The following is a 17,368-nucleotide window of genomic DNA, read 5'->3' on the forward strand; positions in this document are numbered from 1 at the left end:
CTCTTGAAGATGACTCCAGTCTTGATACATTCACAATGGAGTAAATTTGTCAATAAAGCGGCTCCCATTATTACGAACTATGAACTTTTGGGTTGGTTATCGTCGGCGCGGCGCTGCTCAATTTCCTCCAGAAGTTGCTGCGCGGCGGTTTGCAGTTTACGGCGGTTATAGGCTTGGAATGTTTCCAGGGCGGCGCGGGTAAGGGTTTCGGCTTGGTTTAGGGGTTCCCAGATGTGTGATGTCTTGTCTCTATATTCGGTGCATTCTGTCCATTTTATCGGGTCAATTCGTAAGTAAGCGCGGGCGATATCCAGGGTTTCTTCAGCACTATCAACGGTTTGTCCGAGTTGGCGGAGGTGGGTTAAGCCGAGGGTGTAGTTTGTTTGAAATTGGTTGATTTGTTCCAATAAGTTAAAATCATCCGCCGGAAGTTGGTGGAAGCGTTCAGCGTAGATGAGGGCGAGGGCGATGCAATCATACCCCTGGTTCTTTTTGTAGTCGTTTTTTGTATTAATTTGTATGCTTTGGCGTATGTTTTCTTCGGCTTGGCTGAGGAGGGTGAGGGCGGCGGTGGTGTCGGAGGTAGTTTGGGCGAGGAGGCGTTGGGTTTTGCTAATGTATCTGTAACTTATAGCTATGCGTTTATTGTGACTGATTTGCTGGTATAAATCACGGCTTTGTTGGTGATGGGTAATCGCCTCCTCATATTTGCCCCAATCCTGATAGATTCTACCCAACTGATAGTAGGCTGAAGCGATATGGAGTTGATCCTCGATCTGCTGGAGAATTGCTAAACACTTTTGTATACATTCTATGGCTTTCTCATATTGTCCCCAGTTTCGATAGCAATCAGCTAGGTTGTACCACTGATTAGCGACATCCTTCTGTTTGTCTAATTGCTCATAGAGTTCAAGGCTTTGTTGGTAATGTGCGATCGCCTCAAAATATTTGCCCCAATCTTGATAGATTCTACCGAACTGAAAATAGGCATCAGCGATATTGGATTGGTCATCTAGCTGCTGGCAAATCGCTAAATCCTTTTGTTTACACTCTATCGCTTTTTCATACTGTCCCCAGTTTCGATAGCAATCTGCTAGGTTGTACCACAGAGAAGCAACATCCTGCTGTTTGTCTAATTGCTCACAGAGTTCAAGGCTTTGGTTGTGATGTGCGATCGCATCTTCATATTTGCCCCAATCCTGATAGATTCTACCTAACTGATAGTAGGCATCAGCGATATTGGGTTGGTCATCTAACTGCTGGCGAATGGCTAAATCCGTTTGTTCACACTCTATGGCTTTTTCATATTGTCCCCAGTCTCGATAGCAAGCAGCTAGCCAGTACCACGAATCAGCCACATCCTTCTGTTTGTCTAATTGCTCATAGAGTTCAAGGCTTTGTTGGTGATGTGCGATCGCATCCTCATATTTCCCCCAATCCTGATAGATTCTACCGAACTGATAGTAGGCACTTGCGATTCTGGGTTGGTCATCTAGCTGCTGGCGAATGGCTAAATCCTTTTGTTCACACTCTATGGCTTTTTCATACTGTCCCCAGTCTCGATAGCAAGCAGCTAGCCAGTACCACGAATCAGCCACATCCTTTCGTTTGTCTAATTGCTCGTAGAGTTCAAGGCTTTGTTGGTAATGTGCGATCGCATCCTCATATTTCCCCCAATCCTGATAGATTCTACCGAACTGATAGTAGGCACTTGCGATTCTGGGTTGGTCATTTAGCTGCTGGCGAATGGCTAAATCCTTTTGTTCACACTCTATGGCTTTTTCATACTGTCCCCAGTCTCGATAGCAAGCAGCTAGCCAGTACCACGAATCAGCCACATCCTTCTGTTTGTCTAATTGCTCATAGAGTTCAAGGCTTTGTTGGTGATGTGCGATCGCATCCTCATATTTCCCCCAATCCTGATAGATTCTACCCAATTGATAGTAGGCTAAAGCGATTCTGGGTTGGTCATCTAGCTGCTGGCGAATGGCTAAATCCTTTTGTTCACACTCTATCGCTTTTTCATATTTTCCCCAGTTGCGATAGCAATCTGCTAGCCTGTACCACTGATTAGCCACATCCTTATGTTTGTATAATTGCTCATAGAGTTCACGGCTTTGTTGGTAATGTGCGATCGCCTCAGAATATTTCCCCCAATCCTTATAGATTCTACCTAGCATAAAGTAGGCTAAAGCGATTCTGGGTTGGTCATCTAGCTGCTGGCGAATGGCTAAACACTTTTGTTGACACTCTATCGCTTTTTCATACTGTCCCCAGTCTCGATAGCAATCTGCTAGCCAGTACCACTGATTAGCGACATCCTGCTGTTTGTCTAATTGCTCATAGAGTTCGAGGCTTTGTTGGAAATGTGCGATCGCGTCCTCATATTTGCCCCATTCCTGATAGATTCTACCCAATTGATAGTAGGCTAAAGCGATTCCGGGTTGGTCATCTAGCTGCTGGCAAATCGCTAAATCCTTTTGTTCACACTCTATCGCTTTTTCATACTGTCCCCAGTCTCGATAGCAAACAGCTAGGTTGTACCACTGATTAGCCACATCCTGCTGTTTGTCTAATTGTTCATAGAGTTCAAGGCTTTGTTGGTGATAATCTATTGCTTGTTCAAATTTTTGCCAATCTTGATAGGTTCTTCCTATGTGATAAAGAGCAAGTGATTCATCTTTAGGTTTACCAACCTCTCTCGCTATCTTCAACATTCGCTCAAAGCAATCAAGCGCCTGTTCATATTTCTCATGTAATCGGTGACACACTCCCCGATTTCTCCATAAAATCATCAAAGCCGTTGGCTCAATATATGCCTCTAGCTTTTCAAAACAGGCTTGATAAGCATCAATCGCTTGGTCAAACTTTTTCACTCCCTGATAAGCCGCAGCCAGTGACCAATCAATATAAGCCTGAATCCCACTGTTATTTTGCTCCGTTATCTCTTCTAAAAGAGGAATGGCTTTCTCATACTGATTACTTCGCAGGTAAGACATCGCCGTGATAAAGGTTAATCCCCTTGACACGCCACTCTGATTTTGTCGCGTTACCTCCAACGCTGGAGTCATTTCTTCCCCTAATTCCTCCACTAAATCCTTAATTAAACAAAATAGAGGAACACACCCTGGCGAATGGAATTCGTGGCTATAAAAACCAAGTCCGCCTGCGCGAACTTGGGGAGAATCAACGATTTGAAAACCTGCGTAGGCAGGTTTTGTTTGTGTAGCTGCGGTTTCAACCGCCCGATTAGTAATCTGATTAACAATCTCCGTCACACAATCCACCAATCCCGCCCCCGACTCACCACAAGCCACATATAAAATAGTTGACTGTGCTTTTACTCGTCGTTCGGCTATTTCTTGCGCCTCCTCAACCCCTTGACGCAAATAACGGATTACTTCCCCTTTCTGATTAAATCGTTCAATTTGTCGCAGTAATCTCAGCACCTGTTTAATCGTTTCATTCTCAAACTCTTCATCCAATCCCAAATAAGTCACACCTAACTTCTCAATCACCTTTGACCGAATCCGGCTATTCACCTCCACTTCCGCCACAACCTGACCCGCAAATAGCAATTCTTTCAATATAGAGTCAGATTCACGCCAGGAAATCGTCCCTTCTTCCGCCAAAACTGACCACTGTAAAATCGTCTCACTCGATGAACTATTTTTAACCTGAATTTCTCCCTCTCCCAGAACAGGTTGATAGTCCTCCAACCCCTTAAACAACCGTTCCACTAACCGATTCACCCGCTTAGGACTATGAATTCCTAAATATCCCAACGCTAATAAAATTGGTTCTTGCCAACGCGGATCATCCTGGTGCTTCTGGATAATCTCTAGAATCTCAATCACCTCATTATCGGCAATATACCGCGCCGCAAAATACTCCTCAAAGGTTAAATGCATAAACCCATAAACATTGGGCGCACGTTCGACAAATAATCCCGTCGTTTCCCGTACCCGCCGCAAAAATTTCTGTACGGCTTTTTTCACACTATCGGCTTCCGCATCTTCATCATTTAATTCTGCCAATTTCTCTCCTAACTGCGCTTCCGCTTCCGCTTGGGTAATTAACCCCGATGGTTTCTCCTCATGCATCCAATACGCCAGGGGTGCTAAAAGTTCAATCACCTCACTTTCCCGCAACATCACCTGCGGCGCATCGGGTAAATTCTTACTCAATTGCCAATCTTCAATCAACGTTTTCACCGCCAACGCATACAGTTCCACCCGTCGATTGGGGAGGCGCGACCCATTGCGATGAATTAATGCCAAAATCGTTAATAATAGGGGATTTCCGGTGAGGCGTTTGACTCCTTCATTCCCGTGAATTGCCTCTAACAGTTCCTCGGCTTCTTTCTGTGCGTCTCGTCGCCAAACCTCCTCCGTTTCCTCTGGTTTCTGTGCTTTTTCAATCGCCAAACACCAACAATGCAGGAATCGCTCCACCTGCTCAAATTCCATCTGAGTAATGGTAAACTGGGTAAAGCGACTGCCTAATTTCACATCCCGATAGCCAGCAATCCGGCTGGTAATCACATACTTGTTATCGGGATAATCGGTAACAAACGCCTCAATTTGTTTAACAATCTGCTGACGGCTAGTCTGATTAAACACTTCATCCAAACCATCCAGCAGCACCAAACATTCACCCTGACGCATTTTTTCACACAGCAATTGGGTGATATTCGTATTGTGGGAATAGGGTTGACCTAACCCCCCCAGCCCCCCTTCCCTGCAAGGGAAGGGGGGAGTAAGATTTTCTCTTTCTTGTTCAGCTTCTTGGCGTTCTGCTCGTTTGAAGGGTGGCGCAGGGGGGATCTCATTTCCATCAGATTGAACTTGTCCAACCTCTTGAAGTTCCCCCCTTTTGAAGGGTGGCGGAGGGGGGATCTCATTTCCATCAGATTGAACTTGTCCAGCCTCTTGAAGTTCCCCCCTTTTGAAGGGGGGCGGAGGGGGGATTTCATTCCCATCAGGTTGAACTTGTCCAACCTCTTGAAGTTCCCCCCTTTTGAAGGGGGGCGGAGGGGGGATCTCATCGGAGAGACAAGGAGAATCATCGGAAGTAATATTCGCCCTTTGGACATTTTCCCCCTCATCTCCCAAATTGCCAACATCCGCTTCCCACTGCTGATAAAACTCTTCCAAAAACGCCAACAAACTCAAATTTGGCTGTTTCACCAACCGTTCCGCATAATCCGCAACTCGTAAAAATACCGGGAAACGAGTATTCCCCAATGATTCAGGAGTAGTGACTAAAGATTGGGAAAATTCCTCCTTATTTCCTGCATTCCCAGACGTACCCTGAGACGCGCCATGGCGCGTCTCTACATTTTCCACCAAAACCTCTACCTTCCCATCCCGTTGCGCCATAGCAAAATGCAGCGCCAGATATCGCAAAAGTGTGGTTTTCCCCGCCCCCGGATCACCTAAAATCACACTATATTGACACCTCCCCACCGCCTCCGCCAAATCCACTTTATGCGTCACCGTCTTCGTCGTCATTTCCGACGACGCAAACTCTATCCCTCTGCGACTCTCTGCGCCAACCTCAGCGTACCTCTGGGTTTCAAAGCTTAACTTACTCCTCCCTGTAAACTCCGTCACCTGCTGCTGACGTTCCGCCTTTAGGGACACATAAACTTGGTCTAAAAAAATATCAACCTGGCGCTGTACTTGCATCACGCCACTCATTTTCAGATAAGAATTCTCGGCGATTAAACTCTCCAAATAGGGATAAAGTAGGGGATTCAATGGCGGACGAGTGGTAAACTTCACCACCTTTTCCCGCCAATCCCAAAAATCCGGCGCATAACCGCGAAACGTATCGATAAAATCCCGCTTATTCAGCCAAAATATCAGCACAATCTCCCGTGAAAATAGCGCCTCTCGCCCCAAATTCAACCGTTTCAGTTCCTTCAGTATCCGGGGGCGAGGTAACTGTTCAATCCCAAACGCCATGATAACTGGGCGTTTAGCTGATTCGTCTTTAGCCTCTGGGTTAAGGGGGATTCTCTTGTCTAAAGCATAGAGAAACGCAATCAGCGACTCTTGACTATAAAAGAAGTTCTCAACCTGAAATTCATCGGGGTTGAGGACAGATTTTAATTGTTCGACGACGGGATGATTGGGGGCGCTTTCGGGGGTGATGGCAAAAACAATGGTTGTCCCGTCGGATAATTCTAGGGTGGTAACTAAATCGTCTAAGGTTTCCTGGTCAGGTTGATTTAGATTGTTGATGTCGATTGCCATGGTCAATCCGTCCTGATGCTTAGTCTGATTGTAGATGATTTTGTTAGTAGTAGGCACTTTAGTGCCTTAAAATGCTTGATTTCTCAGCACTAAAGTGCTGACTACGAACAGGTTCATAACATTTCAAGCTGTTGGTGGGTTACGGCGGATATCTAATTAAATGGTTATCTCCTCAATTAAATACCGCCTAACCCACGATGGCGGCGTGGCACTTATTTTGATTTGAGATGATTGGTTTGGGTGAGGTATTGGGGTTTGATGTTTTTTTAACGCCGAGGGAAGCACAAGAATTGAGAGGAATTTGATACCCGGTTACGCCAAGTTATAGTTCCCCTTCTCCCTTGATGGGAGAAGGGGTTAGGGGATGAGGGTGGAAATGTATTTAATTGTAGGTTAGGTTGACGAAGAAAACCCCACAAAATATCGGCTGATGATACAAACGGGTAGCGTACATTAGTGATAGGGCGCACGTCGGTGCGCCCCTACGTAAGGGGTTTGCAGTTGGATTAAAAATGTGGTCATCCGAGATTTTATATGATGACATTTCAGGATGTTGGTGGGTTACTGCGGATATTGAATTGAATGGTTATCTCCTAAATTTAACACCGCCTAACCCACCCTACGAATGACAAATGACGAATGACGAATGACGAATGACGAATGACAAATGACAAATGACGAATGACAAATGACAAATCACCCTTGAGTTGCTTGCCATCGCTGTAAGTCTTCAATCAATATCGGATTGACATCAAACCAAGGATTCTGATTTTCATCGTAATAGCCTAAAACAAATTTATTTTGTAGGAGTTCATCGCTAATCACAAATTCTCCTTTATTTGGCAAGGTATGGGTTTTTGTGGTTAATCGTCCAGTTCGGTGAATTGCGGCTAATTCTGGAAACTGGTAATCACTAATCGTATAGGCTTGTCGTTCTTCTTTCACCGCTTGTTCCGCAATAGCTTGATCCACAGAGGTGGCTTTCTTTTTCACCGCCACTTGACAGGCTGTCCGCCCTAAACGAATTAAATCTCGCATGACTCCCCCACTTTTTTCACACAGTAGTTCTAATGCTTCTGGAGTAAATAAGTCCTGGGTATTATAATGGGTTAATCGCGCTAATCGCTTTTCAATCACTTGTTTCAATATCTGTCGCCCTACCTGATCCGGCTGGGTTGTGGGACATAAATTGGCGTCACATTCAAATACGGGAATATTTGCCAAGTCTAAACAGTCTTGAAATCGCTGCATTGGTTGGCGAAAACTGGGAGAATACCGCAGGGAAATGGGAATGGTGTAAATAATATGACAATTGAGTTCTGTCAGCAGGGGACTGGCAAACATTTCTAAGGCGGTCATCTGATCATGACGATCCAATCCATCGACAATCACTAATAGTTTTTGCTTTCTATCTTTTTCCGCTGCTTGAATAATTGCATTCACTTTAGCGATAATTTCACTTAACAGTGGACGAATATTCAGGCTTCTTGTCATTTCTCGCGTTAGCCCTAGTTTTAGGGTCATGCCCATTTTAGTCAGCAGATCGGGCAAGGCGAGTCCTTCAACAGCATTAGTTTTATCCTGATAAATAACAGTTTTGAGACTGTTTTCTAAATCCTTGAGTAAACGGTCATCTTTGCGTGACCACCACCCCGGTTTAATCGCTTGACGACAAATTTCCTGACCAATTAAGACGACGACTTCGGCATAACCGATATTATAACGGTCAAGGGCGGTGGCGGTGTCAATCCAGATGACGGTATAGTTATTAGCTAAACACTGTTCAACGCGGTGTAATTCTGTGGTTTTCCCGCTACCTGTGTGACCCGATAGTAAAAATTGGGCGGGGTCATCTTCCATTTCTAAGGCGTTGACTAAATCTTCAACGGGACTATCCGATCGCGAAACATAAAAATCCCGAATATCTTCAGGCTTTTCTAGCGGTTCTTCGGGTTTAAACAGTTGATAAACGGGTTTCCAAAATTTTGAGTTAGTCATTATTCGTCATTTGTCATTTGTCATTTGTCATTTGTTATGGAACAGGGAACAGGGAACAGGGAACAGCTTATTCATCATTTGGGCGGGGCGGGTTTAGTGACATTAGGACGAAAAAAAAACGATAGTTGTGAAACCCGCCCCTACATAATCATGGATCATTCATCTTCCCCTGATCCCAGACGTGCCATGGCACGTCTCTACACTTCCCTAATACAATTCTTTGATACAATTTTATGTCGCCCCTGTTAAACCCCTCCATACCTATGCCCGTTACGGTTGTCACCCTGAAGCAAATCGAAACTCAACTCGATTTAATTATCACCCGCCCACCATCGGGATTGTTCCTGAAAGGGAATATCCAGGTTCCCGGTGATAAATCTATCTCCCACCGTGCTTTAATGTTGGGGGCGATCGCGCAAGGGGAAACCCGCATCCAGGGACTCCTATTGGGGGATGATCCCCGCAGTACCGCCCGTTGTTTCCAAGGGATGGGCGCAACTATCTCGGAACTGAACGCCGACGAGGTTATCGTTAAGGGCGTGGGTGTGGGAGAATTACAAGAACCTCTGGATATCTTAAATGCAGGCAACTCTGGGACGACTCTGCGGCTGATGCTGGGACTTTTAGCTTCCCAGCCTGGACGCTTTTTTACGGTAACCGGGGATAATTCCTTGCGATCGCGCCCCATGTCTCGTGTGGTTCATCCTCTGCAACAAATGGGGGCGCAAATCTGGGGGCGGGGGAATGGTTCATTAGCGCCTCTGGCGATTCAGGGACAACAGCTTAAGCCAATTCATTACCATTCCCCGATCGCTTCTGCCCAAGTTAAATCCTGTATCCTGTTAGCGGGGTTAATGGCACAAGGGGAAACAACCGTAACAGAACCTGCGTTGTCTCGTGACCATAGTGAACGAATGCTTAAAGCATTTGGGGCTAAAATCACCGTTGACCCAGACACCCACAGTGCTACAGTCACGGGTCCAGCGCAACTCCAGGGACAAACGGTGATTGTTCCCGGTGATATTAGTTCCGCCGCCTTTTGGTTAGTGGCTGGGGCGATTGTCCCGGATTCTGACTTATTAATTGAAAATATCGGGGTTAATCCCACCCGCACGGGTATTTTAGACGCCCTGGCGATGATGAATGCGGATATTCAGTTGGAGAATCAACGGATAGTAGCGGGAGAACCCGTGGCTGATATCCGTGTTCGCTATAGTCGCCTTAAGGCTTGTGAGATTTCTGGGGCGTTAATTCCCCGTATGATTGATGAGATTCCCATTTTGGCAGTTGCGGCGATTTTCGCCCAAGGAACCACAGTAATTCGCGACGCCGCAGAACTTCGGGTCAAAGAAAGCGATCGCCTCGCGGTTATGGCGTCTCAGTTAAACCGGATGGGTGCAACAATTACAGAACTCCCCGATGGATTAGAAATCACCGGAAACACGCCGCTAACAGGTACAGAGGTTGACAGTCATACCGATCACCGGATTACCATGAGTCTGGCGATCGCCGCCCTCAACGCCCAAGGAATCACCACCATCCACGGCGCTGAAGCCGCCACCATTTCTTACCCTGACTTTACCACCACATTACAACGCCTCTGCAATCCAGACTCTCCGACGTGATTGGGGAAGAGGGAAAATCCTCTGTTATCTTCACTTGTCCCCCTTGTCGGTCTGTCTCCCGATCTTTATTAGCATATCTTTCCGCAAAATGCATCATTCTCCCGGATGAATAAAACATCAATAAATATCGCTAAACCAGCGATAAATGAAAGTTTTTTTCTATTTAACCTGACCTTAACCAGCAATTTAGTATTTCATGTTTACAATTCATTCCAATACCTTTTTAAAGGATAGGAAAAAGATGGGTGCTTACTCTTCAAATGTTTCATACTCTAAAATTTCAGAGTTTATCATCAATCTAGTTCAATTTGACTTAAAAAACAACCTAGTTCCGCCGGTACAATTACTACCGAATGTGGAAGCTGAAATGGCTTCATTAGCCACAACCTCAACGCTTAATCTTGGCGCAATTATTGGTACGCCAGGGAACGATATCACAGTGGGAACCAATCAGAGCGATCGCATCTTTGGATTCGACGGTGATGACGGCATATTCAGTCTCGACGGTAATGACGTTGTTTTTGGGGGCGCAGGAGTTGACATTATTATTGGTGGTGGCGGTGATGACCTCCTTTTCGGCGAGGATGGTAACGACCTAATCTTTGGGGACTCTCAAGTCTTTGGTGTCATCGGGAATGACATTATTTTTGGTGGCGAAGGCTTTGATGTCCTATTTGGGGGAGCTGGCAATGATGGTCTTGACGGAGGTAATGGTGATGATGTTCTCCACGGTGAAGATGGAAATGACATCCTTAATGGAGGGAATGGCAACGATAACCTAAACGGTGGCGCTGGCAATGATATTCTTGAGGGTGACGATGGGGATGACTTCCTCAGTGGCGGCGACGAGGCTGATATCCTCAATGGTGGTAATGGGAATGACCGCATGTTTGGTGATGCGGGAGATGACTTGCTCAACGGTAACGCTGGGGATGACATTATTAATGGTGGAGACGGAAACGATCAAGCCTTTGGTGGACTGGGTAATGATCGCTTCTTTCTCGGTGCTGGTAATGACCAAGTTTTTGGCGAGGATGGTAACGACTTAGCCGACGGCGAAGCTGGGGATGACCTGCTCGATGGGGGAGCTGGTGCAGATATACTCTTTGGTAGCCTTGGTAATGATAGTCTCGTTGGTGGAGACGATGACGACTTCCTCGTAGCCGGTGTCGGCAATGATTCCCTTTCTGGTGACGCGGGGAATGATACACTCATTGGCGTTGACCCCTTTGTGCCAACCTTTGGATTTGGTCAAGGTGAGATTGATACCCTCAGTGGCGGTGAAGGAGTTGATACCTTTGTCCTCGGACAAGACGATCAGGTATTCTATGTGGGTGAAGGGAATAATGACTATGCCCTGATTACAGACTTCATTTTTGGCGAAGATATCATACAATTCGCTGAAAATCCCACTGGCTCTGTTAGTGTCAGTGAAGAGGGTGATGCCGGACAGACTCTTTTTGATGCCCAAGTCATTCCGGGTGGTTCGGGAACCTTAGACTCGATTACCGGAACCGTTGCTAACAATAACGACGTTGACTTGTTCCAAATCAGTTTAGATGGCGGTGGAACATTTTCTGCCACAACCGTGGGTGGTGCGACGTTCGACACGCAGTTGTTCCTGTTTGACGATAGTGGCTTGTTGGTTCGTCAAAACGACGACTCCAGTGGTACGCTGCAATCGACCATTTCCGATTCATCTTTTGATCCTTTAGCACCCGGAACCTATTTTCTGGCAATTTCCAGCTTCAATAATGACCCAGTGGGATCACCACCTAGCTTCCCTGGGGGAGGCTTCTCAAGTGGGGACTACACTATCGAACTTAGTGGGGTTGAGGCGACTCCTCCTACATTTAGTTTCGGTGCATCCCCTGATGGACTCCCGGAAGGAACAGGCATATTTTTTGGAGACGACCTGATTGCGATTCTGCAAGACACGTCGCCTTTTGGTCCAAGTCTGAACAGTGACAGTTTGCTCTTTGCTTAGAAAGCCAAAACTCCAGTTTTGAACATAAGCCACAATCCCCACCCCATTCTAGCTATCGGCTAGGATGGGGCTTTATTGTAAGCAAGTATAGAGCGTCAGAATTCCCTTGCCTCGTTCCTTTACAATGTTCATGGAACTGACTATCCGATGGTCTTGTGCTGGATAAATAGGGTGTATTAGCAGGTAAGCTGAAGACAGTCTCGGAATAAGCTTGGCTGGGATTAGTCTAATTCTCCAACATTCATCAGTCAGGTGGGAGAGCAAGATCACCAATTTTTTGGCGGAGGCGCTATATTATAAACTCTTGCATTCTACGCCACTATCCTTATGAACTATACTTTGGCACAATTGGTCAAATAACTCCCCTAGAATAGTTTTTTTACTAAAAACGTTGGACTTATGCGCCCAAATAACCAGACATTGCGTTTACAACTGAATCACTACCGCTCCTATATTGCCATTTCCTGCGAGGATATGGAAGTTGGGTTTTGTACGCCAGAATTTGCGGCGAAGATGGTGGAAATCTTTAATGAGTACGAACGACTCCACGAAGAAAATGAAATGTTAAATAAAGCCTTAAAACTAGCCTGTATCGACTTGCTTAAACAAGCTGGGATTAGCATGAATCATTTGGACAGGCGTATCCAAGACTATCTGGACAAAGCCAAACGTCCGGAACATGGAACTCGTGCGATCGCGTTCTTACTCAGAGAACGGCAGCAAGCTCTCGATATCAGTAATCGAGAATTTGTTCGGTTTTGTGCCTCTTACAAATTAGCACCGCAACAACTTAAAGATATTTTCCAAGGTAAAGATATTCCGGATAGCCAGCTTAAGTCATTATCCCGAATCTTGGGAAAATCCGTGGAAGAGTTAATTGAAGTACGGGATGGATTCAGTGATAGCGAACTGAATCGACTAGCACGCATCTTGGGAACGTCCAATGAAGATTTGGCTCAGGTATTTAGCAGTTAAAAATTGTTCATGGGTTCCTCAAAATTATATCCTTGAGCGAAGCCAAGGATCGGTCAGGGCGGGTTCTGCACTAACATTACCATCAATAGTGACCAGAAAATCCCTAAACCCGCCCCTACAAATCAGGTTCCCCGAAGGTGATGAAGGGTCAAAAAAGAGATGCCATGGTATCTCTTTTTAAACTGACTTAACTTAACGCATGATACCGGGAAGTACAACACCCACTTGATTGTTAAAAATTTCCATGTCCCGTTGATCATTTTCATCAAAACTGGCTTTAAAATACTCAGGAACTTGGGGCCACTGGGATGGATCATATTCCGTCGTATCATCAGTGTGACGTTTATTCACGAGTTGGGTAACAGCGAGTAATTCACCATCACAACTTAAAACCGGCATACATAACAGACTACAGGTCCGATAATGAGTTTTGGCGTCTGTTCGGCGAGCAATATCAGAATCGGGATGTTCGTAGAGGTCAAAGGGAATGTTTAAGGGTTGACCCGTTTGGGCAACTTTTCCAGCAAATCCCTCTCCTAAAGGTACTCGTGTTTCCATTAAAGAACCATCGGCTTGGGGAATTTTTGTCCATAATTCCTGAGTTGAGTAATCAATTAACCAAAGGGTGGTGCGATCCGCATGGGTGAGTTGTTTGGCGGCTTGCATCACCGTTTGGATGACTTCTTCAGCATTTCCACCACTACTGCTACTGACTAAACTAATCGCTTGATAGAGGGGATCGATCGCCTTGCGTTGTTCCTGAAGATTGCGGATTTCCCGGTGAAACGCTTGGAAGCCTTGCAGAATGGGCAATGTGGATGCCATACGTTCATGCAATTTCTGGGCATCGGCTTGGGTAAAGCCATTGATTTCGATGGTTTCGGATAACGTTCCCCCCGATTCATAGGTAAAGAGGAATTTGTTAAATGACCGAATAATCGCAATCACTTTCCCTTTGGAGTCCACCACTGGGAATAACAACATGTTTTCCACAGTGTTGATCGCGTCGGGTTCTAAACCCATATGGACTAACAGATCATTCAGTTTACTGGGGTTTTTGCTGGCTTTGACTGAACGCGATTCAACCATTTTACTGGCGATTCCTAGAGTGGCAGATACCCGAATCTCTTGAGCATTTAGGGTTCTGGGATTCCAGACTAATGACCAAAAGATGCTTTGTTCGGCATCCAGGAGAAAAATTGTGGTCTGTTCCGCGCCCAAGAGTTTGTTAATCGAGTTGGTGACAAAGCTCAACGTATAATACAGGGCATTGTAGAGCGCTTCATCACTCTGATCGGCAACGGAATTACTGAGAATTGCTAGGGTATTATAAACAGATTCTTTTGGCTCAATTTGAGCAAGCTGTTTTAGGGTCTCATGAGTCTTGACGAATTGCAGGATTACACCCACTCGTTCGTTAAAGACTTGCATAGACTGGCGGTCATTTTTATCAAAACTCGCTTTAAAGTAGCTGGGAACGTGGGGCCACTCGTCTCGGTTATACTCTGGATGATCCCCAGGTTTGCGCTTGTTGATTAATTGGGTTACGCCTAATAATTCCCCATCTGGACTGACAACGGGCATACAGAGGAGGCTACAGGTGCGGTAGCGGGTTTGTTCATCGGTTTTCTTGGCATTTTCTGCACTGGGATGATCGTAGAGATCGAAGGGGATAATCATCGGTTGGCGGGTTTGCGCCACTTGACCCACAAAGCCAACCCCAACATCACAGCGAACCTCTCCTTTCCCTGGAAGTTCCGTCCACAAGTCGCCGCGATCGCGATCCACTAACCATAAGGTACTGCGATCGGCGTTCAGCAGCTTCTTGGCGGTATTCATTACCCGTTGCAAAATCGCCTTAGTATCTAAGTTAATCTGATCGAGCGATCGCGTGGCTTCGGCTAAGGCGGCTGTCGCCCGCAGCTTCTTCATTACCTTGTAACAGGATTGGCAACTTTCCAAAATCCGCCGCACCGGAACCACGCATTTTGCCAACCGTTCTAAGTCTAGGGTGGTGAATCCTTTGGGTCGTTTGTCGGATTGCTCATCGCCCGGTAACTTATTCAGTAACTGAATGACCGCAATCACTTCTTGGCTTTCACTTAAGATCGGAAATGCCAAGATATTCTCGGTGCGGTAATTATATTTTTTGTCAAATTCCTTAACCAGCGCGGCGCGGGGATCTTCATAAACGTTGTCGGGAATATGGATAACTTTTTTATCCTGAGCCACATGACCCGCTATCCCTTCCCCGACTCGCACCTGAATATCCAGAAATTCACCTTCTTCATTCTCCGCCACTAATGACCAGAGTTCTGTCTTCTCGTCATTGAGTAAGAAAATGGTGGCGCGATCCGCACCCAGTAATTCGCCGACTTTCGAGGTAACATCGCGCAGCACCTCATAAAGGGCTTGCGCCGAACCTTCATCCTCGGATTCTGTATCGGCTTTGGATAAGATTTCCACCTGGGAAACCAGGAGTTTGCGTTCTAATTCGGCTAAGGCTTTGAGAAATTCCGAGTCGCCTGGTTCTAAATCAGCTTGGATGGTTTTTAAAGCCTTATTGACCCATTCTTGGTTAAATACCGATTCATAGATGCGATTGTGAATCCTAACTTTTCCTTGATGCTTGAGGATTAACCCCATCATCCGCAGTTCCTTCTGTTCGGAACTGTCATTGGCGATCGCTTCTCCCTGTTGGAGAATTCGCTGATACACCTGCAACAGCTTCAGACTGCGGTGTTTGCGTCTGAGTAAGCGATCGCGGATCGTCTGCAAATGCATCAGTTCCGGTTGTTCTTCCCAATTCTCAATCCAGTGCGATCGCACTAAGTTTTCCACCCATTCCGCTTCCGTTCCTTTCGACGGCGCATCCGGCGCTTGGGCGATTAAGCGACAAAGCTGCTGGGTGAGGAATGGTTGTCCTCCTGTCCATTTCAGCACCTCAACCAGCAATCGTTTATAGTTTTGTGATTTAGCTTTTAATCCTCTGGCAATTTGTAATCCGCTACTCGCACTTTCTGGATAATGGGACTGTTCAGATAAATTTGAAATCATAGTGCAACCTGGTGTAAACGCCTTGGCAGCTTGCCTTCTCTTGCTAGTCGGGTGGTGATTAGGGTTCAGGAGCTGTGATCAATCTCTATGGACTATCTCAGATGCTACCTTACCGATGGCTCAAATTAGACTCTACCGATCTCAAGATCCTTATCTAAATAATATTGACAATAATACTAAATTATGGTTGCTCCTGAATAGACTTTACTCTATTGGTAGGAATTTGGGGAGCTGGGGGAGTTCGTTCAAAACTTGGTCAGGACGGGTTTTGTACAAACGTGATCATCAACAGCGAGCAGAAAATCCCTAAACCCGCCCCTACACACTCAACACTTACCCAGCGACCCAATCAATCACAGGACCTTTGGGTACAATGCGAGTGGGATTAATGTGGGGATGACTCTTGTAATAATGTTGCTTGATCTGGTCAAGGTTGCAGGTATCGCTAACGCCCGGTTGCTGATAGAGATCTTTGAGATAATTTCCTAGATAGGGATAATCACTAATTCTACGTAAGTTGCACTTAAAATGCACGTAGTAAACGGGGTCAAAGCGAAACAGGGTAGTAAACATACACCAATCCGCTTCTGTGATGCGATCGCCACACAGATAAGCTTGCTGGGATAGCACCCCTTCCCAATAGTCTAGTGCTTCAAAAAGTTCGGTTACCGCCTCGTCATAAGCCGTCTGAGTCGTAGCGAACCCAGCGCGGTAGACACCATTGTTGATTGGTTGGTAAATTCTGTCAATCGCGCGATCGATTTCCTCTTGCAGATGATCGGGATAGAAGCTAACTTGAGATTTCGCGATCGCCTCAAACTCCGTATCGAACATGCGGATAATTTCACGGGATTCATTATTCGCGATCGTATTCTTTTCTTTATCCCAAAGCACAGGGACTGTCACTCGTCCGGTACAGTTTTGGTCTGCTTTTAGATAAACCTCTCGCAGATAACGAGCGCCATGAACCATATCCGGGATACAACCGGGAGCCTCAGAAAATTCCCATCCATCTTCATCCATAAACGGGTCAACAATGGACAGGCTAATCGCCTCCTCCAACCCCTTCAATTTCCGCATAATCAGCGTGCGGTGCGCCCAAGGACAAGCCAGAGAGACATAGAGATGGTAGCGTCCAGACTCAGCTTTAAACCCCGTAGAACCATCCGCACTCACCCAGTTACGGAACTTAGTCGGATTTCGTTTAAATCGCCCCTCAGGGTCTTGCTGGTAAGGTTCCTTCGTCCATTGTCCATTCACCAGCATTCCAGTTGCCATATTTTCTTTCTATTCCAATCTATTTGTTAGTTAATTATCCCAAATTTTGGTTTTTCAATTCTCTATTTCATCATTTTATCGATATTTTTTAAAAAACTTAATATTTATTAATTCATGGGGACACCAAATTGTCCTTTGAACCAGGGGCGGGTTTTGGTGATAAGTTATTAGTAACCAACTTACCTAAA

General features: G+C 45.8%; 7 protein-coding genes. 3 read left to right on the top strand and 4 right to left on the bottom strand.

The annotated features are described in order from the left end of the window. Positions 1-77 precede the first annotated feature (77 nt). The gene (locus MC7420_RS01580) at positions 78-6,260 is read right to left on the bottom strand and encodes a tetratricopeptide repeat protein (RefSeq protein ID WP_006098144.1); all 6,183 of its coding nucleotides are present in this window, start codon (positions 6,258-6,260) and stop codon (positions 78-80) included. A gap of 696 nt (positions 6,261-6,956) precedes the next feature. Continuing rightward, positions 6,957-8,258, bottom strand: a complete 1,302-nt coding sequence (locus MC7420_RS01585; protein WP_006098248.1) for a P-loop NTPase fold protein — start codon at positions 8,256-8,258, stop codon at positions 6,957-6,959. Between the two features lie 263 nt (positions 8,259-8,521). On the opposite strand from MC7420_RS01585, the gene aroA reads away from it, so the two are divergent. From aroA to MC7420_RS01600, 3 genes are all read left to right on the top strand, one after another. Next, entirely contained in the window at positions 8,522-9,883 is a 1,362-nt protein-coding gene (aroA, locus tag MC7420_RS01590; protein ID WP_006098012.1) for a 3-phosphoshikimate 1-carboxyvinyltransferase, read from the top strand. A 367-nt stretch (positions 9,884-10,250) separates the two neighbouring features. Further along, a complete protein-coding gene (locus MC7420_RS34760) occupies positions 10,251-11,870 on the top strand; it encodes a calcium-binding protein (RefSeq protein WP_006097811.1) in 1,620 nt (539 codons plus the stop codon). A gap of 399 nt (positions 11,871-12,269) precedes the next feature. Further along, positions 12,270-12,845 (top strand): hypothetical protein, encoded by a 576-nt coding sequence (locus MC7420_RS01600; RefSeq protein WP_006098180.1) that lies wholly within the window; start codon positions 12,270-12,272, stop codon positions 12,843-12,845. Positions 12,846-13,037: 192 nt separating this feature from the next. Here MC7420_RS01600 and MC7420_RS01605 read toward each other — a convergent pair whose 3' ends face one another. Together MC7420_RS01605 and MC7420_RS01615 are read right to left on the bottom strand one after the other, a co-directional pair. Continuing rightward, positions 13,038-15,902, bottom strand: coding sequence for a GAF domain-containing protein (locus tag MC7420_RS01605; protein ID WP_006098185.1), 2,865 nt, complete (start codon positions 15,900-15,902; stop codon positions 13,038-13,040). 333 nt (positions 15,903-16,235) lie between these two features. After that, complete coding sequence (locus MC7420_RS01615) at positions 16,236-17,180, bottom strand: glutathione S-transferase family protein (protein ID WP_006098211.1); 945 nt, start codon at positions 17,178-17,180, stop codon at positions 16,236-16,238. Positions 17,181-17,368: the final 188 nt, after the last annotated feature.

The organism is Coleofasciculus chthonoplastes PCC 7420 (assembly GCF_000155555.1).
Classification (GTDB): Bacteria; Cyanobacteriota; Cyanobacteriia; order Cyanobacteriales; family Coleofasciculaceae; genus Coleofasciculus; species Coleofasciculus chthonoplastes_A.